General features: G+C 33.7%; 18 protein-coding genes. 10 read left to right on the top strand and 8 right to left on the bottom strand.

What is annotated here, in order from left to right:
- Window positions 1-76 precede the first annotated feature (76 nt).
- The 5 genes from AC1RRN_RS14670 (at window position 77) to AC1RRN_RS14650 (ending at window position 5,610) form a co-directional block, all read left to right on the top strand.
- Window positions 77-553, top strand: a complete 477-nt coding sequence (locus tag AC1RRN_RS14670; RefSeq protein WP_492968013.1) for a GNAT family N-acetyltransferase — start codon at window positions 77-79, stop codon at window positions 551-553.
- Between the two features lie 130 nt (window positions 554-683).
- Window positions 684-1,583: a carbohydrate kinase family protein gene (locus tag AC1RRN_RS14665; RefSeq protein ID WP_492968012.1), complete on the top strand. Its 900-nt coding sequence runs from the start codon at window positions 684-686 to the stop codon at window positions 1,581-1,583.
- Between the two features lie 188 nt (window positions 1,584-1,771).
- The gene (locus tag AC1RRN_RS14660; protein WP_492968011.1) at window positions 1,772-4,192 is read left to right on the top strand and encodes a glycoside hydrolase family 2 TIM barrel-domain containing protein; all 2,421 of its coding nucleotides are present in this window, start codon (window positions 1,772-1,774) and stop codon (window positions 4,190-4,192) included.
- A gap of 396 nt (window positions 4,193-4,588) precedes the next feature.
- Window positions 4,589-4,996: a hypothetical protein gene (locus tag AC1RRN_RS14655; RefSeq protein ID WP_492968010.1), complete on the top strand. Its 408-nt coding sequence runs from the start codon at window positions 4,589-4,591 to the stop codon at window positions 4,994-4,996.
- Between the two features lie 224 nt (window positions 4,997-5,220).
- Window positions 5,221-5,610, top strand: coding sequence for a helix-turn-helix transcriptional regulator (locus AC1RRN_RS14650; RefSeq protein WP_492968009.1), 390 nt, complete (start codon window positions 5,221-5,223; stop codon window positions 5,608-5,610).
- Window positions 5,611-5,662: 52 nt separating this feature from the next.
- Here the strand turns inward: AC1RRN_RS14650 and AC1RRN_RS14645 are convergent, their stop codons facing one another.
- Window positions 5,663-5,995, bottom strand: a complete 333-nt coding sequence (locus tag AC1RRN_RS14645; RefSeq protein WP_492968008.1) for a YegP family protein — start codon at window positions 5,993-5,995, stop codon at window positions 5,663-5,665.
- A 234-nt stretch (window positions 5,996-6,229) separates the two neighbouring features.
- Between AC1RRN_RS14645 and AC1RRN_RS14640 the strand changes: the two genes are divergently transcribed.
- Together AC1RRN_RS14640 and AC1RRN_RS14635 are read left to right on the top strand one after the other, a co-directional pair.
- The gene (locus AC1RRN_RS14640; RefSeq protein ID WP_492968007.1) at window positions 6,230-7,351 is read left to right on the top strand and encodes an XdhC family protein; all 1,122 of its coding nucleotides are present in this window, start codon (window positions 6,230-6,232) and stop codon (window positions 7,349-7,351) included.
- Between the two features lie 11 nt (window positions 7,352-7,362).
- A complete protein-coding gene (locus AC1RRN_RS14635; protein WP_492968006.1) occupies window positions 7,363-7,950 on the top strand; it encodes a nucleotidyltransferase family protein in 588 nt (195 codons plus the stop codon).
- A gap of 157 nt (window positions 7,951-8,107) precedes the next feature.
- Here AC1RRN_RS14635 and AC1RRN_RS14630 read toward each other — a convergent pair whose 3' ends face one another.
- Window positions 8,108-9,241, bottom strand: a complete 1,134-nt coding sequence (locus AC1RRN_RS14630; RefSeq protein ID WP_492968005.1) for a cysteine desulfurase family protein — start codon at window positions 9,239-9,241, stop codon at window positions 8,108-8,110.
- A 169-nt stretch (window positions 9,242-9,410) separates the two neighbouring features.
- Here AC1RRN_RS14630 and AC1RRN_RS14625 point away from each other — a divergent pair, with 169 nt between their 5' ends.
- The 3 genes from AC1RRN_RS14625 to AC1RRN_RS14615 are packed head-to-tail and all read left to right on the top strand — an operon-like array spanning window position 9,411 to window position 13,245.
- A complete protein-coding gene (locus AC1RRN_RS14625) occupies window positions 9,411-10,052 on the top strand; it encodes a 2Fe-2S iron-sulfur cluster-binding protein (RefSeq protein ID WP_492968004.1) in 642 nt (213 codons plus the stop codon).
- Window positions 10,049-11,029: an FAD binding domain-containing protein gene (locus AC1RRN_RS14620; RefSeq protein WP_492968003.1), complete on the top strand. Its 981-nt coding sequence runs from the start codon at window positions 10,049-10,051 to the stop codon at window positions 11,027-11,029. Before AC1RRN_RS14625 ends, AC1RRN_RS14620 begins: the two co-directional genes overlap by 4 nt.
- Before the next feature lie 8 nt (window positions 11,030-11,037).
- The gene (locus tag AC1RRN_RS14615; protein ID WP_492968002.1) at window positions 11,038-13,245 is read left to right on the top strand and encodes a xanthine dehydrogenase family protein molybdopterin-binding subunit; all 2,208 of its coding nucleotides are present in this window, start codon (window positions 11,038-11,040) and stop codon (window positions 13,243-13,245) included.
- An 894-nt stretch (window positions 13,246-14,139) separates the two neighbouring features.
- Here AC1RRN_RS14615 and AC1RRN_RS14610 read toward each other — a convergent pair.
- The 6 genes from AC1RRN_RS14610 to AC1RRN_RS14585 form a co-directional block, all read right to left on the bottom strand.
- Entirely contained in the window at window positions 14,140-15,537 is a 1,398-nt protein-coding gene (locus AC1RRN_RS14610) for a serine hydrolase domain-containing protein (protein ID WP_492968001.1), read from the bottom strand.
- Between the two features lie 124 nt (window positions 15,538-15,661).
- Window positions 15,662-16,225, bottom strand: a complete 564-nt coding sequence (locus AC1RRN_RS14605; protein ID WP_492968000.1) for a DUF2911 domain-containing protein — start codon at window positions 16,223-16,225, stop codon at window positions 15,662-15,664.
- Window positions 16,226-16,322: 97 nt separating this feature from the next.
- Window positions 16,323-18,137: a glycoside hydrolase family 2 protein gene (locus AC1RRN_RS14600; protein ID WP_492967999.1), complete on the bottom strand. Its 1,815-nt coding sequence runs from the start codon at window positions 18,135-18,137 to the stop codon at window positions 16,323-16,325.
- A gap of 149 nt (window positions 18,138-18,286) precedes the next feature.
- Window positions 18,287-20,725, bottom strand: coding sequence for a glycoside hydrolase family 2 protein (locus AC1RRN_RS14595; RefSeq protein ID WP_492967998.1), 2,439 nt, complete (start codon window positions 20,723-20,725; stop codon window positions 18,287-18,289).
- A gap of 3 nt (window positions 20,726-20,728) precedes the next feature.
- Complete coding sequence (locus AC1RRN_RS14590) at window positions 20,729-21,907, bottom strand: glycoside hydrolase family 88 protein (protein ID WP_492967997.1); 1,179 nt, start codon at window positions 21,905-21,907, stop codon at window positions 20,729-20,731.
- Between the two features lie 382 nt (window positions 21,908-22,289).
- Window positions 22,290-26,399 carry a two-component regulator propeller domain-containing protein gene (locus AC1RRN_RS14585; RefSeq protein ID WP_492967996.1) on the bottom strand — a complete coding sequence of 1,370 codons (4,110 nt, stop codon included), beginning with the start codon at window positions 26,397-26,399 and terminating at the stop codon, window positions 22,290-22,292.
- Between the last annotated feature and the right edge of the window lie 32 nt (window positions 26,400-26,431).

Genomic DNA, 26,431 nt, shown 5'->3' with positions numbered 1-26,431 from the left:
TGGAATTTTAGCCTTTATAATATCTTTGTTTGTAGAGATAAAATAATAATAAATGTAGTTTTCTTATATTTGAAATATGGATGTAAATAAGAAAGATATATCAATAAGACGTGGAACAACTTCTGATTTACCTCAATTGGCAGAATTTCTTCAGTTCCTGGTTGCAGCAGAACGACCATTTGACCCAACACTTAAAGAGGGTGAAATATTTTATTATAACATAGAAGAATTTATCTCTGATGAGAAATCAGAACTTCTGGTTATCGACTATAAACAACAAATTATCGGTTGTGGATATGCCCAGATCCGATCAGCAAAACCGTATCAAAAATTTGAATCGTTCGGATATCTTGGTTTCATGTATGTAAGTCCGGAATTTAGAGGAAATGGTCTTAATAATCTATTGCTTAATGATCTTAAAAATTGGATTTTATCTCAGGGAATAACTGAGGTTAGATTGGAAGTTTATTCTGAAAATGAAGCAGCAATCAGAGCTTATGAAAAAGCTGGCTTTAAGCAAATATTGACAACGATGCGTTGCGATATAAGTTAAAAAGATCTTTTCGAAATACCCTCATGAAAGCTGTAGATATCTTTACTATTTCTAAGCAATATTAAAAGAAAGAACAATAGTTCACTCTTTTTTCTGTTTAAAAACTAAAATCCACAAAACATTTCCCAAAATGAATCAAAATAAAAACCTAAAAGCAGTAGCATACGGAGAAGTTCTTTGGGATGTTTTTGCAGATAAAAAAAAGATTGGCGGAGCACCATTAAATGTTGCTTTGCGAATGAAAACTTTAGGTTGCGATGTCGCCATGATTAGCTGCGTTGGAAAAGATAAAGATGGAGAAGCAATCCTAAATCACATCAAACAACTCGGACTTGAAACAGAAGCCATAATGCAATCTGAAGAATTCCCAACAGGATTAGTAAATGTGACCTTAAACGAAACTGGTTCGGCTACTTATGAAATCAAATATCCATCTGCCTGGGATAAAATTGCTTTGAATGATTTGGCTAAAAACTTAGTAAATAATGCTGATGTTCTGATTTACGGAAGTCTGGTTTGTCGTGACGAAGTATCCAGAAAATCATTGGAAACATTGTTACAATCAAATGTTTATAAAGCCTTTGATGTCAATTTAAGAAGACCACATTATTCTTATGAAATTCTCGAAAAGTTAATCCAATCGGCTGATTTTATCAAATTCAATGATGAAGAAATAATCGAAATAGCTGTAGCGTTACAGTCACCTTTTACAGATATTGAAGAGAATATTCATTTTATAGCGGAAAAAACAAATACAACAGGAATATGCGTTACCAGAGGCAAAGACGGAGCCTTGTTATACTGGAAAGGGGAACTTTATGAAAACGAGGGTTATTCCGTAAAAGTTGCCGATACAGTGGGAGCAGGCGATTCTTTTCTTGCTGCTTTGACCACATCATTATTAACGGGCAAAGATCCTCAAACTGCGATTGATTTTGCTTGTGCAGTGGGAGCCTTGGTTGCCGAAGCACCGGGTGCTAATCCTGAAATTTCTTTTTCACGAATCGAAAATATGATTCATAAACTATAAAATAGCCCGTTGATTTTAACTCAATAATTAAAGAAAACTTATGCCTGCATCTCTCAATGCAGGTTTTTTTTATGGTTGAATAGAACCAATATTATAAATTATCTTTACTTTAGTTTATAATTGTGTTTTTTACACAAAACCAAAAAACAACCAAAAAACAACCAAAAAACAACCAAAACCAATAGATTGTGATTACTAAAAAAATCTTTTTAACTCTTTTTATTTTTTCTTGTTTATCGGCTTTTAGCCAAATATCGTTTGGCGATTCAGAAAAAATAAATGACAACTGGAAGTTTAATCTTCAGGATACGCCGGAAGCCCAAAACGAAATTTTTAATGATAGTAAATGGCAAACGGTAAACGTGCCGCATGACTGGAGCGTAAAAGGACAATTAAGTCCAACGCTGGCAAGTTGTACGGGGTATTTGCCGGGTGGAATTGCATGGTATAGAAAATCAATTAGTATTCCGCAAAACAAATCGGGTGAAAAAGTCTACTTGTATTTTGAGGGCGTTTATAACAGAAGCGAAGTTTTTATCAACGGACATTCTTTAGGAAAACGTCCAAACGGTTATATTTCTTTTGCTTATGATGCGACTCCGTATGTAAAATATGGCCAAGAAAATACGATTTCCGTTCGTGTTGATCACAGTCAGAGTGCCGATTCAAGATGGTATAGCGGTTCGGGAATTTATCGTAATGTCTGGTTGGTTTACTCAAATCCGGTTCATATTGCGCAATGGGGTATTTATGCGTATCCTGAAGTAAACAAAGAAAACGGAATTTTAAATATTGAAGTTGATGTAGAAAATGGTTCAGGAAAAAAATCAAAATTGACAGTAGTTAACGAATTGATTTCGAAAGAAGGAAAATCAGTCGGAAAAACTTCAGCTAAAATTGAAGTTGCGGCGAACCAGAACGGAAAAATTTCGACTAAAATAAATGTAAAAAATCCGCAGTTATGGGATCTGGAAAATCCGAATTTATATCAGCTTAAAACAACCATTTTAAAAGAGGGGAAAGAAATTGATCAAACTATTACCAAAACAGGTTTTAGAAGCTTCACTTTTGGCCCAAACAATGGTTTTGCCCTAAATGGAAAGTGGATGAAAATGAAAGGGGTTTGTTTGCATCACGATGCTGGTGTTTTAGGTTCTGCAGTGCCTCGCGAAGTTTGGGAAAGCCGACTTAGAACTTTAAAAGAAATTGGCGTAAACGCTGTTCGTACCAGTCATAATCCCCAAGCTCCTGATTTTTATGAGGTTTGTGATGAATTGGGATTGTTAGTTTTAAATGAAGCTTATGACGAATGGGAATTTCCAAAACGTAAATGGCTAGAAGGATGGAATTACGGTAAACCCGGATTTGAAGGCTCGTTTGATATTTTTGCTGATTATGCCGAAAAAGATTTGGAAGATTTTGTACGTCGCGACAGAAATCATCTTTCGGTTTTTGCATGGAGTATTGGCAATGAGGTAGATTATCCAAATGATCCTTATTCACATCCTGTTTTAGATAAGGGAAAAGAAGGTTTTGGACAAGCCGCTTACGGAGGTTTTAAGAAAGATGCTCCAGATGCAATGCGCCTGGGCGTAATTGCAAAACGTTTGGTTGCGGCTGTAAAAAAATACGACAAATCCCGTCCAACAACTGCGGGATTGGCCGGTGTTGCGATGTCTAATGAAACAGAATATCCGGGAGCTTTAGATATTACAGGATATAATTATACAGAAAGTAAATATCAATCTGATCATGAAAAATATCCAAACAGAGTAATTTACGGAAGTGAAAATGGTCATGATATGGCGGCGTGGCAGGCGGTTAAAAATAACAAGCATATTTTTGGACAATTTTTATGGACAGGAATTGATTATTTGGGAGAATCGGGAAGATGGCCTTCAAGAGGATTTTATTCCGGATTAGTTGATTTTGCAGGATTTATAAAACCAAGAGGATATTTTCGTCAATCTTTATGGATGGACAAACCAATGATTTACATCGGAACTTATCTCCTAAAAAATGAAAAAGATATTTCTAAAGATGCCTGGTCAATCTGGAATTATACTGAAGGGCAAAAAATTCGTGTAGTTTGTTATACCAATGCTGCAAAAGCACGTTTAGAATTAAACGGTAAAGTTGTTGGCGAAGTAAAACCATACGATGAAAAAACCGGAATTATTTATTGGGATCTTCCTTTTGCTTCTGGAAAATTAGAAGCGGTTGGTTTGAATCAAAATGATAAAGAAATAAGCCGATATGCGATTAATTCTTCACAACAGCCTGCTGAGTTAACAATTTCAGACGCCGATATTACCATTAAAAAAGAAAAAGGTGTTGCTAAAATTGTGATTGAGATAAAGGATCAAAATGGTCTTCCGGTTATGCTGTCAGATAACGAAGTAACTTGTACTATTACAGGCCCGGGAACTTTGTTAGGTCTTGAAGCTGGGAATAATACCGACATGACAGATTATACAGATAATGTTCAAAGGGTATTTCATGGCCGTATTGTGGTTTATGTTCAGAGAACGGGATTATTATCATCAGAACCAATAAAAGCCACTTTTACAAGTCAGTGGTTAAAGCCTGTTGAAGTTATTATGCAGTAGAATCATTCTAAAATATATGTAATATTTAAAAAAATATTAAAGCCATTTCAGTCAAAGAAATGGCTTTTTACGTTTATTCAAAGCCATTAATATAATTGTAGTAAAAAGTAATATTAATTATTTCTTGTTTAATTTTTTAGAATAAAACTTAAACATTTTTTTAAAAATGTCAGTTAAAATTGATGTTTTGGATTTAATTACAACTATTGGTTATATTCTATAAGAGGGTTTGTAAGAAAAAAAATAGAGATTCTCCGTAATATTGCGATATCAAGTGTTGTTGCAACATTTTATATTTTTATATAGCTTTTTTTATGCTGTAACTAATTCTTTATTAAGGCTTTATTTGAGCTTCCTTATAATAGATTCGTTTATTTTTTAATACTATTAATTATTATGTTCATTTCTCTTACACATGACCAGCTGCAATTTCATTACGGATCACTACAATGGCAATACAAATTTAATGAAATTGAAGAACTTGTTTTACTCAAAAAAAAGAAGACCTACCTTCTTGTAAATAGTGCTTTTATTTCAGTTACAGCCTTAGCCTATTATTGTATGCTTTTTACTGAGGTAATGGATTTATACTATATAATACCAACATTATTCTGTTACACAATTCTGATCATTTTAAGATTTCATAACAAGATCGATTTTGAATATTATGTGATTGTAAAAGACATTTACCAAAAAGAGATTAAGGTTAAAATTGATGTTCTGGATCGTCCGTTAATTGGAAAGCAAATCGATCAGTACCTGAATTATGAATACCATCGAATTCTTGATCAAACCAAAAAATAGCATTACAATGAATCGATTATTATACGGAATATCTAATTTTGATTTTGCTTTTATTGTGGTTGCTATTGTATACGGTTTTATAATTACAACAAGAAAGAAATAAACAATACGCAAATTCTGCTTCATTAACCTAAATTTGAAGCACCATTAATTTCCAAAAACATAGCTACAATCTTAAAGTTTAGTAGCAGCTGATTTAGCTATACACGTCCCCAAATAAAACTATGGCCACTTCAATAAAAAGTAAAATAAAGAGTATTAGAGAGTTAAAAAATTATACCCAGGAATATATGGCAGATCAACTTGGTGTCACCCAGGCGGGTTATAGTAAAATTGAAAAAGGAAAAACTATTTTATCTTATGTTAAATTGGTAGAAATAGCCCGAATTTTAGAGGTTAGCGTAGAAGATATTATTAGTTTTGACAGTGAAAGATATTTTAGCAGTATTAATACCGTAAAAGGAAACAGTAATAACGGAAGTATTTTGATTAATTCTGATAACAGTGCTGCCTTAAAAGAATTGTATGAAGATAAAATAAAGCTTTTAGAAAAACTCTTAAGTAAAACAGAAGAAGATTTAAATCGATATAAAAGAAAATTTGGTCAGATATAATATGAAAGAAACGAGGTATTGAACCTCGTTTCTTAATTTGTATTGTTATAATTTATGAAGTCTGATCATCTACAGCAGCATCAGGAGCATTTGATTTTACAGATGCAATTCCGTTATCTCTGGCTGATGTACTTTCGTACATTTCACTTGCTCCAATAATTTGACCGTTACTGGCTTTTAAATTAAAATATGGTTTTCCGTTGCTGGATTCTTTTTTGTCGTATCGGCTATCATCTTGTGAGTTTGTTTTTACAGATTCGATTCCATTTGTAGCAGCAGCTTTTGTTGAATAGCCTTCGCTTGTTAAAATTGTTTGTCCATTTCCTGCTTTTAAATTGAATTGGAATTCGCCGTTGGCTCTTTTAGTAATTACAAATTTTCCCATATTATTTATTTTTAAGTTAGGTATTAAATAAACTTTGCTTTAATAAAAATACAAAACTTGATTGTATAAATTATTCATTTGAAAAAATAAAATTGAATATTAGAACATTACACATTATAGAAACCTCAGAAAGCATATTTCAATAAAAAACTATTTTTTTGAGTTAATACTTTTGATCATTAAAATCTTCATCAAAAAAATATTTATCTACTTTTGTTAGTAAGCGCTATTACTATGAAGGAAATCAATGAAATTCTAAAAGCCTATTCAGAGGCAAAAGAAGCTGGACAAAAGACTGCTTTGGCGACTGTCGTAAAAGTAGAAGGATCTTCTTATCGTCAGCCGGGTGCCCGCATGCTCGTCACTGAAGACGGAAATCTAACTGGCGCCATAAGTGGTGGCTGTTTAGAAGGTGATGCCTTAAGAAAAGCGTTGCTGTCTATTCATCAGCAACAAAATAAATTAATTACTTACAATACCAGCAATGAAAATGATAGTGAAGTTGGACTGCAATTAGGTTGCAACGGAATCGTTCATATTCTTTTTGAATATATTAATGATGACACAATTAATAACCCGATACAACTTTTACAGCAATTAGAAATAGAGCGAAAAGCCGCAATAATTGAAACTATTTTTTCTCTTAAAAGAAATGCTCCGCAAATAGGAACAGTATTATTTTACAGACAAGATTCAGACATTTTGCATAACAATGATATCGCCATAAATAGTATTCCAGACGTAAAAAGAGCACTTGAAAGTAAAACGACTATCATCAAAAAAATGCAGGATGATGATGAAAATGAAGCTTTAATTGAATGTATAGAACCAGTTGTTTCTCTTGTTATCGCTGGTGCCGGAAATGATGTTCAGCCACTAATGAATATAGCATTTTTGTTAGGATGGGAAGTAAGTATTGGTGATGGCAGGGCAACGCACGCAACCACAAAACGTTTTCCACAGGCCAGACAAACAGTTGTTGTCAGACCAGAAGAATTTCTTGATACTATTTCTATTGATGATCAGACTTATTTTGTTTTAATGACTCATGATTATAAATATGATTTAGCGGTATTAAGGTTGCTTTTAAAGAGAGATTGCAAATACATTGGTATTCTGGGGCCGAAATCTAAATTAAATCGGATGCTGGATGATTTAAACTCTGAAGGAATAATTTTGACCGATGAACAATTGGATCGTATTTATGGCCCAATCGGACTTGATATTGGTGCGGAAACTTCAGAAGAAATCGCATTATCAATTATAGCAGAAATTAAAGCTGTTATGAGTGGAAAAACAGGAACTTCACTAAAGTATAAAACACAAAAAATACACGATTCAAAATTAGTAATCTAAAAACAGAGGTTATGACGGGTATTATAATTTTAGCAGCAGGAAATTCTTCAAGATTGGGGCAGCCAAAGCAATTGTTGCCTTATAGAGATGTTACGCTTTTGCAACATATAATTGCAGAAGCCTCTGTATTAAAAGATGCTATAGTTATTGTGGTAACAGGTGCTAATCATGAATTGATAGAAAAAGAAATTGACTCTTCAAAAACAAAAACCGAATTTAATCAGTATTGGGAATTGGGAATGTCATCCTCTATAAATGCAGGTTTAAAGAAATTACTAAAATTGCATCCTGAAATAGAAAAATGCATTTTTACCGTTTGCGATCAGCCATTTGTTTCGCATTTCATTTTTGAAAATTTGATTACAGAATTCACTAAAACCAAAAAAGGAATTGTAGCTTCTTCGTATGCTGAAACATTAGGTACACCCGTTTTATTTGATAAAAAATACTTTGATGAACTGCTAAATTTAAAAGGGCAAGAAGGAGCCAAAAAAATTATTAATCGATTTTTGGATGATACGGCTTCAGTTCCATTCGAAAAAGGAGATATTGATATTGATACAGAAGACGATTACAATAAGCTTATTTCTGAATTGTAGGGTTTTGCCACGAAGGCACTAAGACACAGGGTTTTTTGCACTTTAATCTAATTATAAGATCAAAAACTATCTATTTCTTTTATAGCTCAGATTTGCGTGTGTCTTTCCGGCTTGTAATTCAAAAAAAAAAACTTTGTGTCTTAGTGCCTTTGTGGCATTAGCGAAGTTGTGTAATCAAAGCAGTTACTCTTTCAATTGTTTCCTCAATTTCTTCATTAGTTGTAAATCGGCCTAAACTAAAACGTATTGAACTCAAAGCATCTGCATCAGATAAACCCAAAGCTTTCAATACATGAGAAGGTTGAGAAGTTACAGACGAACATGATGATCCATTTGAAACAGAAATGTTTTGCAAAGCCAATATTAGTTTTTCAGAATTGACTCCGGGAAAGCAAATATTTGAAGTGTTGTAAATTCGGTTTTGAGTATTTCCGTTTACGAATGATCCTTCAACTTTTAACAAACTATTTTCCAGATGATCTCTCAGTCGTATGACTCTTTTTTTATCATTATCTATTTCTAAAACAGCTATTTCAGATGCTTTACCTAAACCAATAATTCCAGGAACATTTAATGTTCCGCTACGGATTTTTCTTTGTTGGTTTCCGCCATTTAATAGTGGGGATAATTTTATTTTGGCTTCCGCCGAAATGTACAAGGCACCAACACCTTTTGGACCATAAAACTTATGTGCAGAAAGTGCCAAAAGGTCAATTCCGAGTTTTTTTACATCAATAGAAATCTTTCCGACTGCCTGAGTCGCATCGCATAAAAAGAACGTATTTTTAGCATGAGCAATGTCTGCCATTTTTGCAATATCCTGAATGACACCAGTTTCATTATTGGTAATCATAATAATGACTATCAGTGTTTTATCTGTAATTACATCATTTAAAAGATTAATATCTAATATTCCATCTGAAGCAACTGGTAAGTAAGTGACTTTAAAGCCAATACTTTCCATATAGCGACAAGTTTCAAGAACAGCTTTATGTTCTGTTGCAACAGTCACAATATGTTTTTTGTTTTCATTTGCCAATCCTTTAATGGCTAAATTAATTGATTCTGTTGCTCCTGAAGTAAAGATAATTTCTTCTTCTTTGGCACCAATTAAGTTAGCTGTTTGCCAGGCGGCATTTTCAACGGCTTCCTGAATTTCTAATCCGGCTAAATGACTACTGCTTGCATTTGCATAAAGATCAGTAAAATAAGGAATCATTGCATCGAGAACTCGTTCATCAAGACGAGTTGTCGCGTTATTATCTAGATATATAGAAGGTAATTGAGGCATAAATAATACTTAATGATGTAAAAATACAATTTTGTAATTTAAATAATTCTCTTATTATTACTCAAATTAAATTACGAGTTTATGTGAATTTTATGACTATTTATTGCGAAGGATTGTTAAATTTGTTAGGAATAACATTTTGACATTTGCTAATTAAAAACATGTAGGTATGGCTGCCAAAAGATCAACCAAAGACAAATTGATAGAAGATGAATCGAATGCATCTCGTCGGGACTTTCTAAAAAAGTCGGGATTGTTTACCGCTCTAGCTTTGGCACCGCCCTCGTTGGTGATGGCTTCTGATAATAAATGGGATGAAAAAATTGCAGAATATCTCGAAACGGTTCCGCTTTCTATCGAAGTAAACGGAGTAAAACAGAATCTCAATGTAGAACCTCGTACTACTTTATTAGATTTATTACGTGAGCAATTACATTTAACGGGAACAAAAAAAGGCTGTGATCACGGACAATGTGGTGCGTGTACGGTACATGTTAATGGTACAAGAATTCTGTCTTGTTTGACATTAGCATCCATGCAACAAAATGCTCAGGTAATTACAATCGAAGGACTTTCAAAAGGAAAAAAACTGCACCCAATGCAAGAAGCTTTTATCAAAAACGATGGCTTTCAATGCGGATATTGTACTCCAGGACAAATCATGTCAGGAATTGCCTGTATCAAAGAAGGGCACGCGAACAGCAGAGAAGAAATCAGAGAATATATGAGCGGAAATATTTGCCGTTGTGGTGCTTATCATAATATTGTCGATGCTATTACTGAAGTTAAGGAAGGAGGGATGTTATCATGAAAAACTTTCAAATAATCAGAGCATTATCATCGGGCTCAGCGGTATCAAGTATTGCTAAAGAAAAAGAAGCAATGTTTATTGCAGGAGGTACCAATCTTGTCGATTTAATGAAGAAAAATGTGGTCGCTCCGGACAAACTTGTCGACATTACCGCATTAGATTTAAAAAAGATAGAATTCTTAACCGCAAAAACATCAATAGGCGCATTGGCAAAAAACAGTCAGGTTGCCGAAGATAAAACAATAAAAGAAAAACATCCTTTGCTGGCAATGGCTTTAGCGGCCGGAGCTTCTCAACAAATTAGACATATGGCAACGGTTGGTGGAAATATGTTACAGCGTACACGTTGTTCCTATTTTTATAATACCGATATGCCTTGTAATAAACGCGTTCCAAAAAGTGGCTGTGGTGCAATTGGCGGATCAAACCGTATGCACGCTATTTTTGGCGCATCTGAAAGCTGTATTGCCGTTCATCCAAGTGATATGTGTGTGGCTTTGGCTGCATTGGACGCGACTGTTTTAGTGGAAGGGCCAAAAGGGAAAAGAGAAATTAAATTTACTGATTTTCACCGTCTTCCCGGAAATACTCCTGAAAAAGATAATACACTTCAAAATAAAGAATTGATAACTTCAGTTGAAATTCCGAATAACAATTTTAATAAAAATGTACATTATTTAAAGGTTCGTGACCGAAGTAGTTATGCATTCGCATTGATTTCTGTTGCAGCTGCCTTAGATATTCAAAACAATACAATTAGAGATGTAAGACTTGCAATGGGAGGTGTAGCGCATAAACCATGGCGATTAAATGAAGCGGAAGAATTTCTAAAAGGAAAAACAGTTTCAGAAACCATTTTCAGACAAGCTGCAGATTTGGCCATGAAAGGAGCAAGGGGTTACGGTGACAATGATTTTAAATTAGTTCTCGGGCCAAATGCCATTGTAGAAGCATTAACTATAGCATCATCTAAATAATTTGAATTATGAGCAAGACAAGTAATATAAATAGAGTTGATGGATTTGCTAAAGTAACCGGTTCTGCAACGTATTCAGCCGAGTATAAAACGGATGGTGTTGTGTACGCATGCCTTGTAGGAAGTACTATTGCAAAAGGAAGAATCAAAACGATTGATACTAAAAAAGCCGAATGGGCGCCAGGTGTTCTGGCTGTTATTTCGCATTTAAATGTTGACAAACCCGCTGGATACGCAAAAGCCAAAGATCCTCATAATTTTGGACAACCGCTTCAGGTATTCAAAGACGATACTATTCTCTACTATGATCAGCCAATTGCTATGGTAGTAGCAGATACTTTTGAACGTATGCAATATGCTGCAAGTTTAATTAAAGCAGAATACATCAAAGAAGAACATACCACAGATCTTCAAAAAGCAAAAGATAAAGAGAAAAAAGTAGAAACGGATAAAGGTAATGATTACCATCGTGGCGTTCAGGACAATTATAAAAATGCAGCTGTCGTTTTAGAAGAAGAATACACAATTCCGACAGAAGTTCATAATCCGATGGAGTTAGCAAACATCATTGCCAAATGGGACGGAAACAAACCAACAGTTTATACCAAAAGTCAGGGTGTTGAAGGAACAAGAAAAAGTATAGGCGGTGTATTTGGAATTCCGCCAGAAGATGTTTCTGTAAATTCAGAATATGTTGGTGGTGCTTTCGGAATGGGTTTACATACCTGGCCTTACGAGATTGCAGCGCTTATCGGATCAAAAAAATTAAATCGTCCGGTTAAATTAGTGCTTCATAGAGAGCAAATGTTTACCAATGTAGGATTTAGACCTTACACCATTCAAAAAATGGGTTTAGGTGCAACAAAAGAAGGTAAATTGATTGGTCTGACTCATGAAGCTGTAGCCATGACGTCAAGCTATGAAGATTTTATGGAAGGAACAGTAAACATGTCCCGATTTATTTACAATTGTGATAATGTTTCAACCCGATATCGTATTGTTAAACTGGATACGTGTACGCCAATCTGGATGCGTGGTCCGGGAGAAGCCACTGGTTCTTTTGCTTTAGAAAGTGCCATGGACGAATTGGCCCATAAATTAGATATGGATCCAATTGAATTCCGCAAACTCAATTATGCCGAAAAAGATCTGGAACAAAATAAACCCTGGAGTAGTAAATATCTATTAGAATGTTACGAAGGCGGAATGGAACGCATTGGCTGGAAAAACCGTAAAAACAAACCAGGTTCTGTAAAAGAAGGCGAATGGCTGGTAGGTTACGGAATGGGAACCGGGACTTTTGGGTGTTACAGAAGCCCAACTTCTGTAAAAGCAAAATTTTTAGCAGATGGAAAATTAGTTTTACAGTGTAGTGTAAATGATATGGGGCCTGGAACCGCAACTATGATGACAGCAATTGGAGCTGAAATAACAGGGTTGCCAGCTGAAAATGTTATTGTTGAAATGGGAAGAAGTGGTTTAGCAAAAGGACCGACTCAGGGAGGATCTGCAACAACTTCATCAGTTGGATCTGCAGTTCATGATTCTTGTAATTTGTTAGTAAGCAAAGTTCTTGGACTGGCTAGTGGAACTTCAACTTTTAAAGGAACACCTATTACCGATTTAACTTTCGCAAATGGCATAATATCTTCAAAAGATACTTCTAAATCAGTTTCTTTAGCATCATTAATCAGTGCTAATAAACTGGAAGATTTTGAAGTAGAAAATACATCAAAAGGAAATGAAGAAATGAAAAAATATTCTATTTATTCGTTTTCAGTACACTTTGTAAAAGTTTTAGTAAATCCAAATTTGGGTAAAATAAGATTGGCACATGTAGTTTCCTGTGCAGATATTGGAACTGTGATCAATCAAAAAACTTCTGCGGGACAAATGTATGGCGGCGCTGTTGGAGGAATAGGAATGGGATTGATGGAAGCATTAGAAATTGACCATCGTTTTGGCAAACCGATAAATAACAATTTTGCCGATTATCATGTTACGGTAAATGCAGATATCGAAAAACAAGAAGTCTTTTTCGTTAATAAAAAAGATCCAATTAGTAATCCGATGGGAACAAAAGGTCTTGGTGAAACTGCTTTGGTAGGAATGGCGCCTGCAATTGCAAATGCCGTTTTTAACGCAACAGGAAAACGTGTCCGCGATTTACCAATTACATTAGATAAAATACTAGAACCAAATATGGCAACAGCGTAATAATCAATGCTGAAATAACGAAAAATCCCTTTAGGAAGTCCTACTTCTTAAAGGGATTTTTGATTAAAGTAAATGAGTGATTTTTGATTTATATCATAAAAAAATGATGCAAAACAACATAAACTAAAACATCAAATTTATGAGACACAAATTAACAGAATGCTACATATTATTAATGGGATATAAAGCGTAGTTCTTTTAATTACTGTCTGTTGTTATAAAATTGCATTGATATCTTGTTTGGCTATTGCATCATTTTTCAGTTGTTGGTCTTGGTTATTAATGGTTTGATTTATGTGTTTATATTGAATGTTTTCTTTAAAGATTAAATCTTTTACTTCAAAAATAAAAGGCAATCAAAAACGTTGTTTATATAATTTTTATCAAATCTTATATAATTTCCATGTCTCTTGTTTTTTAATTGTTTTCAGGAAGAGGAAAAAAATAAATTGAAAACGCGTTCATTTTTGAAAAAAAATGATGCAGTTGTTTTATAAAACAAAGTTTTTAGAATTATCGGAATAATAGAAGAATACTACATTATTATTTGGGGGACATAATATAGTTTCTGTCATTCATGAATAAAACTATATTACATTGTGTTGTAATACTGCACCATTTTTCGATTGGTTTTGGTTATATTTTTTACAATATTGACAACGACTTTTAGTAGGTATGTGGAACAATTTTAAATCGAAAATCAGTATCATAAGTGTCAAATATACACTTGAGATATATGTGATATTTATATAATTTCGGTAAAATGTTACATAATTACCATGTTTTTAGTCTGAAATTATTTTTCATCTTCAATTTTATATTTATTCTAGCAATTTTTTCATAAAAAAGGCAGCCAAAAATGACAGCCTTTATATTTGATTATATTTTATAATACTATTTTTTACTAAAAGCCGGTAAAATATATTTTTGAATTAGTTCATCACTTGGTGATTGTGAGTTGTAGTTGCCACCAGTAATAACGGTAACCATGTTTTGTTCTTCCCAAATATAAATTTTCTGTCCGCCATTTCCTTGCGCAGCTTTTCCATAAAATCTCTTTCCGTTAACTTCAAGGTATTTAATCCACCATAAGTAACCATAATTTACGCCTTGAACAACAGATTGTTTTGTGAGCGATTCATTAACCCATACTTTAGAAATAACCTGTTTATCATTCCAAATTCCTTTATTAAGATAAAGCAAACCAAATTTGGCCATATCTCTGGGCGTTAAATAAATTTGGCAAAATGTTTCGGCACTCGATGCATCGGGTTTAAAATTCCATTTGAAGTTTTTTATACCAATATCTTTAAAAAGTGTTTCTTTTGCAAAATCAGGAAGTGTCATTTTTGTTGCTTTTTCGACGATTTTGCCCAATGTTATAGGATTGCCGGAACAATACATTCCTCTACCGCCCGGAACATCAACCATTGGTAAATCTAAAGTGAATTTTACCCAGTCTTCAGAATAATTCATAGTTGTTTCATTTCCTTCTGATTTTGGATTACTTACATCGCAATCAAGACCACTTTGATTTGTTAAAAGGTTTTTGATTGTAATTTGTCTTTTATCTTCGGTTAGATTTTTAAGAGTGTATTCCGGAAAAAAAGAAAGCACAGTTTCATTTATATCTTTAATCAAACCTTTATCAATCGCAATTCCGGTAAGTGCAGAAACAAGGCTTTTTGTAGCAGAACGCATTTCGTGCAACTTTGTTTTGTTGTATTCATAGAAGTACTCTTCAAATACGAGTTTCCCATCTTTTATAATTAAAACGCTATGTACATTTGGATAGGTGCCATCAACAATTTTTTGCATCATTTCATTCAATAATGCTTTGTCTAATAAAGTATTATCGATTGTCCCTGTTATCAAACCATCAAGATCTTTTTTGGGTTGTTGATAGACATATTTAAAATCTTTTGAATTAAGCCTTGGATACCACATTTCTTTGGGAAAAGTGACCTTTTTATTGATGAGATTAAAAGTTTTTCCCTCAGAAGTATAACCTGTAATAACTGAAGTATTGTTTCTTAAGAAAGTTACTTTTTCTTTTGACGTATTGAGGAAGATGTCTTTTTCAGAAGGCTTCAGCGCATATCTGCTTTCGTTGATAATAGCATATAAAATTGTATCTTTTGGAGATGCTGCTATTTGTAATGTGGTATTGTTTTGATATTCATAAATACCTTCGTACTCTTTTAATTGTTCATACGTAATCTTAAACTTTTGTTGTGCATGTCCGGAATAAACTGACAATAAAAATAACAGAAGTAAATCGGTTCTTCTCATTCTTTGTGGTTTTTGGTTAGTTATTGGTAAAATGTTAAAATTTACTTCAATATTAAACAAAAAAAAGAGACACTTATTGTTTAATTAAGTGTCTCTTTGATATTTACGTTAAAATAACAAATGGTTATTTGATTGTAATAGGAACTTCAACTGTTGTTTTATCCCAGCCAATAACCAAATTTGTTATACCATCTTTTGCTGTAAAAGCAATAGATAAAGATTCAATTGGAGTAGTTACTGTTTTAACCGGAACTGTAATTTTTACTAAATCTTTGCTTTCATCATAAGCATATGCACCCCACATATCAAGTTCTTTATTGATAATGATTGTCCATTTGTCTTTTTCAGGAATGGCAAACAAACTGTAAGATCCTGCAGGAATTGAAACACCATTGATAGTTGCCGGTTTGTAGAATTTAATTTCTGTATTTTCATTTGCACCAACACGCCAAATTTCACCGTACTTAATCAAATCTCCAAATACAACACGCCCTTTAACAGCTGGTCTTGAATAAATAACTTTAATTGTAGCTGAAGGTGTATCCGTTTTTTTGTATTTAATCGATCTGCTTGGAAAATAAACAATATCAACAGGACTCGCGTCAAGTGGAGAGAATTTTACCACATCTTGAGCCTGAACTGTAACGGCAGTAAATAAAATAACTGCGAGTAAGCATAATTTTTTCATAGGATTACAATTTTTAGAATAAGTACAAAGTAAGTTAATAATGAAGAAAAATCATATAATTACAGTTTGTTTTTTGTTAATGAATTGGTAATGCTCCTTAATTCAGGTTTTGCTCTTTTTTCTTCTTTTCATACCAATTCTGCATAATGTAAAAAGCCTTCTTTTTATCGCCATCATTTGATATTAAACCTTTTCTGTTGTATCCGTCCTGAACCCCTGGAAGTAGTCTTTTCGGAGACCTGAAATCAACCAAAATCCATGGACTCAAACCACTAAGATGAGGTGTTTTTTCAATCATTTTCAAATTCTGAATATATAGGTATTCCTGATATTCTTCTGTCCAGCGCTCATTTTTTTCACCGTGCAAACCTTGTTTTGCGTCTCCTCCAAATTCAGAAACAACAACAGGTTTGTTGTATTTGGTTTGCCAGGTTATTTTTTCGGCATCTTCTAAATTACCACCATACCAGCCTAAATATTGGTTGAATGCAATAATATCCAGAAACTCGCCAATTTCATCATTGATTGTTTCTTTTTTCGTCAATAGAGCGGCACTGATTAATCGGGTATTATCTAAAGATTTTGTATGGTCAGCTAAATTTTTAATAAAAGTATTTCGAGCGTCAGAAACTGGAGTTTCATTGGCCATCGACCAGATAATAATAGAAGCTCTGTTTTTATCTCTCGTAATTGCAGCTGTTAATTGATCTTCTGCATTTTTATAGGTGTCATTATTAGTGAATTCTACGGTCCAGTAAACCGGAATTTCTTCCCAAACCATTAAGCCCATTTTATCAGCCGTTCTGATAATATTTTCGTTATGCGGATAATGTGCCAGACGAACATAATTGCAACCTAATTCTTTTGCCCAGTTTAACAAACGTAAAGCATCTTCTTCTGAATTTGCACGTCCGCCTTTTGCATTTTCTTCGTGAATCGAAATACCACGCAAAAAGATTGGTTTTCCATTTAATATAATTTTATCTTCTTTGGTTTCGATCGTTCTGAAACCAATATTATCTTTCAGTTTTTGTCCATTAAAATCAATAGTTACATTGTAAAGTTTTGGATTTTCAGGTGACCAATAGGAGATTTTTTTAGCCGGAATTTCGAAGTTTAAAAGACCATCAGCGCCCACTTTTCCTTTGTAATTGATTTTTAATTCCGGAATTGTAATTGTCACAGTATTTTGAACAGCGTCAGGATTATTGATTTTTACAAAACCTGAAATCAAAGCTGCATTATTTTTTTTAAGCTGAATGTTGTAATCTTCTACAAAAGAAGCATCTTCTTCAATTAAAGTCACATCGCGTGTTATTCCGCCATAATTCCACCAATCGGTATTGACAGTCGGAACATCTTCTTTATGACGTGTATTATCTACTTTAATAACCAAATAATTATCTTTTGGTTTTACAATCGATGTTATTTCGTAATTGAAAGGTGTAAAACCGCCTATATGAGTTCCTAGTTTTTTTCCGTTCAAATAAACATCTGCTTTGTAATTGATTGCTCCCAAATAAACAAAAAGACGTTTTTTAGCTGCCAAATTATAATCGAAAGACTTTTTGAACCAAACATTTCCTTCGTAATATTTAAGTTCCGTAACCTGCGAATTCCAATCGCCCGGAATATTAATTTGTGGTGATTTATCAAAATCATATTCTACTAATTCCTGTTTGTTTACCGCATGATAATTGCTGTAGAAGGCAGATTTTGCCGGTTTTTCCTGTTTGTCATATTGATCAAGGTGAAAGCTGTAAAAACCTGTTTGATAAGGATCAACAATATAATTCCAAACGCCGTTTAAAGAAGTTGTATTTCGGTTTGGAACATTTGAGATTAGGTTTTGATTTTGTGCAAATCCAAAAATAGAGGTGGTTAAGAGGATTGCGGTTAATAGTTTTTTCATTGGTAAAGTTATTTTGTTTTCTTATAATTAAGAGGGAGGTTTTTTAACCGCAAAGACCGCCACGATTTTATACAAAGTTCGCAAAGCCTTTTTAAACTTTGCGAACCTTGTGTTTTTCACTTTGCGAACTTTGCGGTTTAGCAAGCTTTTTATTCTATCGGTATCTTCAAATATTCTCCTTTAAAGCTCTGATTCAAAGCGGTCATTTCAATCGAGGCATTAGAACCATCTGGCACAACTTCAATCGAAGCTTTTCCGTTTGCCATTTTTATCGATTCACTGCCAGTTGGTGTTCCTTGGTTTTTTAAAGTTTTTCCACCTTTCAAACATTGAAAATAAACACTTTCTTCATAATCTAAACAGCGCAAATTGTTGTTGTCAATTGCAATTGCAGTAACGAGATAATTGCCGTTTTTTAATTTTTGAGATGATAATTGTAATGAAGTCGCTGCATCATTTTTGTTGAAGCGATAATTTACTTTTAAAGTATCTGAAACCGTTTTTCCATCTTTATTTTTACCAACGGCAACCAGAATATTATCTCCTTTTTTAAAATTGACATCCCAGGTTAAACCATTTGCAGGATATAATGAAAGATTTCTCAATTTTTCCCCAAGCGATTTCCCATCGTGATATAAAGTTACTTTCTCGCAATTACTGAAAACACTCAATGTTCTTGGGGTATTTTCTGGTCCCTGACGCTCGGTCCAGGTATGTGATTCTATGTATGTAAAAGGCTCTTTGCTCCAATAACTTTTAAAAACATAATAAGCATCTTTCGGAACTCCGTTTCGGTCTACAAGCCCTTTTTGGTTCATGTATGGAATATCATCTTCTGGACGTAAAGGCGTTGCAAAATCCTTAAATGCCCATTGTACGTTACCCACAAACGTTGGATCATTCTCGGATATATGCAAATGCCAATCGAATAAATCAACGATATAATTTTCGCTCCAATCTCCAATTTGTGCAATATTTGCTACTTTGGTTTGCACAATGGCTTCTTCCCAGCCTTCGGCTTTTATGACATTTTCACCCGTAATCGGATTTTCGCTGTGACGGCCAACATGACTGTCACCGCCATATTCAGCATGAATAAAATGTTTGTATTCTTTCTTGTAAACATCAATGGCTTTTTGGTAACTTTTATAACTTCCGGAATACCACCCAGACCAGATAGAAGGGGAGAAGACATCTACAATTTGTGAACCTTCATAATACTTTCTGATCGCTGTTTTTCGCGTTGGATCAAGCTTGTGTGCGAGGTCGTTTAATTCCGTTAAAAATGCGTTTGTCTTCTCTGCATTATCTCCGTCAGGAAAATCCGGAAGCCAGTTCATTTCATTCCCTAAAGACCAAATTATAATACTCGGATGATTGTAATTTTGATTGATGATTTCAGTCAGCATATTTTTGGTGTTCGTCTGCCAAAGTTCGCCGCCAATTCCGCCACGACACCACGGCAATTCATCCCAAACCAATAGTCCAAGTTCATCGCAGGCTTTATAAACTTCAGGATCTTGCGGATAATGCGCCAATCGAACAAAATTAGCACCCATATTTTTGATAGACTTCATATCCGCCCAATGTTGCTCGTTGCTCATTGCAGCTCCAACACCGGCTTGTTCTTCGTGACGATGTGTACCACGAATCAACAATCGTTTTCCGTTAAGGTAAAACGGCCCATGATCTTTAAATTCAAACCATCTGAAACCGACTTTTTCGTTTACACTGTCCTTAATTTGATTTTTTTCGGATAAAATAGCGGTAACAGAATATAAATTCGGATTATCAGTATCCCATAATTCTGGATTTTTGATGTTTTCGAAAGTGATATTCGATGTTTTATCTGAAACCGGAATCGTTTTACTGGCTACTTTTTTTCCTTTTGGGTTTTTAAGAACTACCGTTAATGATAAATCCTTAGCATTTTCAGGATTAATTGTTGAGGCCAGAATTTGTACCGAAGCTTTTTTTGCAGAAACTTCCGGAGTGGTAATTTTTATATTATCGATGCGATTTTTATATTGAGATAACAGCCAGACATCTCTTGTAATTCCGCCATAAATAAAGAAATCGCTCTTTTGGGACGGAATTATTTCGATGTCATAACTATTATCCACGCGTACAAAAACATCGTTATTTCCTTCGTTTATATAATTTGTAATATCGATTGTAAAGCCAATATAACCGCCAATATGTCCGCCAGCTTCTTTGCCGTTTACATATACTTTTGTAGTTATGTTTGATCCTTCAAAATATAAAAAATAGCGTTTATCTTTATCGATTGACGCAATGTTTAGCTTTTTTTGATACCAGCTTGCATCACGTCTGTAACCCGGATTCAGGTCGGTTGCGTCTTCGGCGTTCCAGCTGTGCGGTAAATTTATGCTATTCCAGTTTGTCGCTTTTTGAGCTTCAGAAAGAGTAGGTGTATGATTTTCTAAATACAACCAATTGTCATTGATATTTGTTTTGGTTCGCATTGCCAAATTCTTTTGAGCAAAGCTTAAGTTCAGGCAAAACAGAAAAACAATAAGGAAAGCTATACTATGAAAAGTGATATAGTTGTTGTGTTGTTTTTTCATAAATTATAAAGCTTTTTTTCTTAGTAATGCTTCCAGAAAATAATAATCAGCATAGATTATAGGTTCGTCAATTTCGTCGTGTTTTGGCCAGTTTCCAGTGCTGTGATCCAATATAAAAGGCGCTTTTACAGCATCACTTAAAATGTATTTATCTGAATTTAACGAAGTCATTATTTTATCGGCGAAAGCCAAATAACTCTTATTTTTAGTATAACCATACAACTCATATAAAGCAGAAGCCATAACGGTCGCAGCAGAAACATCCCGAGCCGTATTTGGAATAGCAGGATCTTTAAAATCCCAATACGGAATTCCGTCTTCAGGTAAATTTTTATTATTTATAAAAAAATTAGCAGTCGCTTCGGCTTGTTTTAAATAAGCCGGATCTTTGGTATAGCGATATGACATCGTAAATCCGTAGACTGCCCATCCTTGTCCTCGAGCCCAAACGGAATCGTCATTGTAACCTTGTAAAGTAGTTTTCTTTCTAACAGCTCCAGAAGTTGGGTCATAATCAATAACGTGATAACAACTATTGTCTGCTCTAAATTGATTTTTTAAAGTTGTATTGGCATGTTGAATCGCTATATCGTGATACTTTTTATTTCCTGATAATTTTGAGGCTTCAAAAAGCAATTCCAAATTCATCATATTGTCAATGATCACTGGATAATCCCAGATTTCCTTATTAAAATCCCATGATCTGATGGCGCCTACTTTGGCATTAAAACGAGTACATAATGTTTCGGCACCTTTAATAATTACGTTTTTATACTCTTGTTTGTTTTCCACTTTTAGGGCTTCTCCAAAACTGCAAAACACTTTAAATCCAACGTCGTGTGAATTACTATTTAAACTTTCTTTTTTACTAAAAGGAATCCATTTTTCTGCCTGATTTTTATAGGCTTCATTACCTGTTAATCGGTACAATTGCCATAAGTTTCCGGCAAAGAATCCGCTTGTCCAGTCCCTTGAAGGAACTTTTTTAATTGAATTGGTTTTGATGGTCATACTGCGTGGCATCGACATCGAGTCAACCGGATAGTCGAGCAGCATTTTATATCTTTTTTCCAGAAGATTTTCTGAAGTTGTGGTAACTTTTGTCTGAGAATTAATCCCGGATTTGCACGATGCCAGTAGTGCAAATCCAAGAATTAAAAAAAATGAATTAACTTTATTCATACTTACTAATTAATCTAATGTTTTAATAACCTGGATTGTTTGGTTTTACAGCTAATTTTATTCCTGATATGGAAAATAAATAATATTTGTTTATATAAAATTAGGGTTTCAAAACCATTTGGGCCAAATACTTCTGGTCTGTTTTTCAATCTTTTGGTTTGTAAACATTCATTTTGTGGTTTTAAGGTTAATGTTATATAAAGTAGAAAACCAATAAACTCATTCCTATTATTAGCAGCATAAAGAAGATTTGCAGCAATAAGAATTTTGTTTTCTTGATTTTCATAAGGCAAATGTAGGACGCGAAAACGATATAGAAATACAAAAAAGGGTATCTAATAATACAGATACCCTTTTTTAAGCCTTGAAAACACTGGAAGTTTTAAACTACCGGCATTGGTTTTGAAAATTTTTCAGCAAATTGCGACGGTGTTTCTCCGTACTTTTTCTGGAAGCATTTGCTGAAATATTTAGGATTATTAAAGCCAACTTTATAGCTTACTTCAGAAACGTTAAGCTTATTTTGTTCCAATAATTGAGCGGCACGTTTTAATCTTATCTCATGAATAAATTCATTAGGCGTATAATTTGTCCATGCTTTAATTTTTAAGAATAACATGGTTCGGCTGACACCTAATTCGGAACAGAAAAATGGAATATCAAATTGTTCATTCGAAATATTTTCTTCTACTATTTTGAATGCTTTTTTCAATAATTCTTCATCCAAAGAAGAAACCGTAATTTCTGACGGAACAAAATTATCTTCGCTTGCGAATTTGTTTTTTAGCCTTTCAGTTGAATTCAACAGATTTTTAACGCGAAGTTTAAACTCTATTAGATTAAAAGGTTTACTAATATAATCATCGGCACCGCTTTCGAGTCCTTCGAATTTATAAACCAATGAAGATCTCGAAGTTAACAGAATAACCGGAATATGACTTGTTTTTAGGTTTTCTTTAATTTTTGAACAAAGTTCTGTTCCAACCATTTCCGGCATGATAACGTCACTAATAATTAAGTTCGGAACAAATTGTAATGCCTTTTCAAAAGCAATTTTACCGTTTTCAGCTTCAATAATATTGTATTCTTTTTTGAGTAGATTTCTCATGAAGGTTCTTAAAACCTTATGATCTTCTACTATTAGAATGGTTTGTTTTTGGTCATTTACAACCAAATCGTCAATGTCTTCAGGTTCTGGTATTTCCGGAGTTTCCAATTGATTAGCATATTGCACAATGTCATCACTAATTTTAAAATCTTCAATAATTTCATCGTCTGAAAGATGTGCACGACCCAAAGGAAGTGTAACTTTAAAAACAACGCCACCACTTTCTTTATTGTTTACATCAATATCTCCTTTATGGAGTTTGACAATGTTTTTTACGATAGATAAACCAATTCCGGTTCCTTTATTATAGTTTTTCTGAACGTTATTGTGCAACGGAACTTCAAAAAACAAATCAAAAATTTTATCAATATGTTCCTCGGCAATGCCAACACCGGAATCTTCTACGGCGATATAAAGGTTTTCCTGATCGTGATTTATTTTAATGCTTATATCGCCACCTTTTGGGGTGTAGCGAAACGCATTCGAAATCAAATTATAAAAAACACGTTCGAGTTTATAACGATCAAAATAAACCAGTATTTCTTCTTCAGAAGCTTCAAAAGTATATTGGTAATTGCCATCTTTAGCATATTCTATAAAAGACAAAAAGATTTCTCTGGTGAATTTTACGATATTACCATTAGCCGATTCTAATTTAACCTGATGATTTTCTAGTTTTCTGAAATCCATCAAACGATTGATCAGGCTTAAAAGATGATTTGCACTTCCTTCAATGACCAATAACTTTTTGTACATTTCATTTGTTCCGTTATAATTAGATAAAATCTGTTGTAACGGCCCTAAAATCAACGTTAATGGGGTTCTGAATTCATGCGAAATATTAGTAAAGAAATCCAGTTTTGCCCTGTTGTTTTCTTCGATACGTTTGGTTTCTAAATACTCTAATTCGAGTTTTTGTTTCAATCTGGCTTTCGATTTCATAATCCAGATCAAACCGTATAATGCTGAACCAATTACGATTCCATAAAATAAGAATGCCCAAATACTGCGCCACGGAGCCGGTTTAACGACAACCGTTAGTGTAGTGGGAAATTTATTCCAAACGCCATCATTATTAGCGCCTCTAACTTCAAAAACATAAGTACCGGGATTCTGAATGGCATACATGGCTTCTGTATTTTTTGTAAGTGTCCAGTTGTTTTCCAGTCCGGTTAAACGATAGCTATACTGATTCTTTTTTGATCGAATGTAATTCGGAATCGCAAAATTGATCGAGAAATTAGCTTTGTCATAATCCAAAGTAATGGTTTTGGTGTAACCAATACTTTTTTCTAAAATGCCTAAAGAATCATTTGGATTTGTAGTTTCATTTTTGATTTTCAAATCCGTAATTAAAACCTGAGGAGCGTGCTGATTTATGGAAATTTTTCGGGCGTCAAAATAAGTTGCGCCAGATGGGCTTCCAAAATAAAATGTATTGGCATCAAGTTTTAAAGCGGCATTATCATTAAATTCATTATTTGTTATACCATCTTTTTGATCATAATTAATGACTGTTTTTCGGGTAGTACTGTATTTTATAATTCCCTGATTGGTACTAATCCAAAGATTCTTATCACCATCTTCCAAAATAGAATGGATTGATGTAACAACTGTATTTCCAATTTTCAGGTTGATTCTGTTGAATTTCTTTCCATCAAAATAATGCAATCCTTTTGCTTTTGTTCCTACCCAGATTATATTATGTGAATCCTGAAACAATGTCAGAATATCATCTCCGGATAAAGTAACATCATCAAAAAGGAAATGTTTTACAACGTATTTATTGGGTTGAAAATTTTTGAGTCCAATAAGATTCAGGCCATTCAGTGTTCCTACCCAAAGTCTTTTTTGTTTGTCGACTAAGACCGTTCGCACATAATTATTGGTTAGATAATTTGCCTTGGTATTATCATTTCTAATAAATTGAAAAGCTTTAGAAACAGTATTATAGCGAATTAATCCTTTACTAAAAGTACCCATCCACAATATGCCGTTTCCTTCTGTTTTGATAGAATAAACACCGGCATCTTTTATTGAATCCTTTAATTGAGGTGAAATTCTGTCTTCTTCAATTCTTTTATTCAGAGTATTATAAGCTGAAATTCCTTTGGAGAAAGTTCCCATCCACAAAATATTATTCTCTGCAACGCACATTGATTTAATATCATTTATGGGCGTTTGTCCAATTTTGTTGTTAAGGTAACTTGTAGTTTCTGTATTTTTATTGAAAATGGTGATGCCTCCACCTTCAGTTCCAAAATAAATATTCTGATTTTTGTCGGCCACAATCGAACTCACCACATCATAACTCATCGGAATCTTTTTAGAATTCTGATCGTAATTGAAGAAATTTACGTTCGAAATATCCCACATATTTACGCCTTTGTAATAACAGCCAATCCAAACAGAACCTTTTTTATCGATGAAAATTGATTTTACTTTTTCAATTCCACTGTTGTGATTGTTATTACTATAACTGTTGTTATTATTTATTTTTTGAATACTCTTATCTTCTCCTAAAATATAAATTCCGTCATAAGCACCAATCCAGATCGAACCTTTGTTGTCAATAGCCAAAGCACGGATTTCATTGTTGATTTCCTTGCGTTTTTCATCAGATAAATAGGAAACAAAACTGTTTGTTGATGAATCAAATTTTAAAAGGCCTTTGTTTTTTGTTCCAACCCAGATATTGTTGAAGCGGTCTTCAGCAATTGCTGACACATTTAATACATCAATATTATTTAGCGGATAATTTTTAAAAGAAAATTTCCCGTTTTTTCTGCTTGTTAATACACACAATCCTTTTGTCGTTCCAATCCAGATCTGACCTTTTTTGGTTTTTAAAATACTCAGAATATTATTGCTTGGAATGGTTGTATTGTCCGTAGCAGAATGAAAAGCGGAAGCAAACTGCCCCGTTTTTTTGTTATAAACAGATAATCCTTTTGAAGTTCCGAACCACATTTCATCCCCAATTTTCTTTATACACCAAATAGTATTACTATTTATAGTATGATTGGTCTTGTCATTTAAATATCGCTTGAAAGTATTACTAACAGGGTCATAACAATTCAGTCCATTATAAGTTCCAATCCATAATTTTCCGGAATTATCTTCTTCAATAGCTAAGATATCATTACTGATAGATGTTGTATTGGCAACATCATTCCTAAAAATGGTGAATCGGCTGCCGTCATATTTATTGAGACCGTCGCGCGTACCAAACCACATCTGTCCAAATTTATCCTGATGTATGGCAATAACAGAATTCTGCGAAAGCCCGTCAGTTGTAGAGATGTTTTTGAGACGATACTTATTTTGGGAAAATATATTTCCCGAAATAAATAGTAAAACCAGAAAAGCTATTTTGTACTTCATGGCGTTTGAATTTTGTTGTGGAGTTGATTTCT

This window comes from Flavobacterium sp. GW821-FHT11G01 (assembly GCF_058808175.1).
Note: the sequence above shows the minus strand (reverse complement) of the source record. Positions and strands in the feature narration are given on the sequence as shown.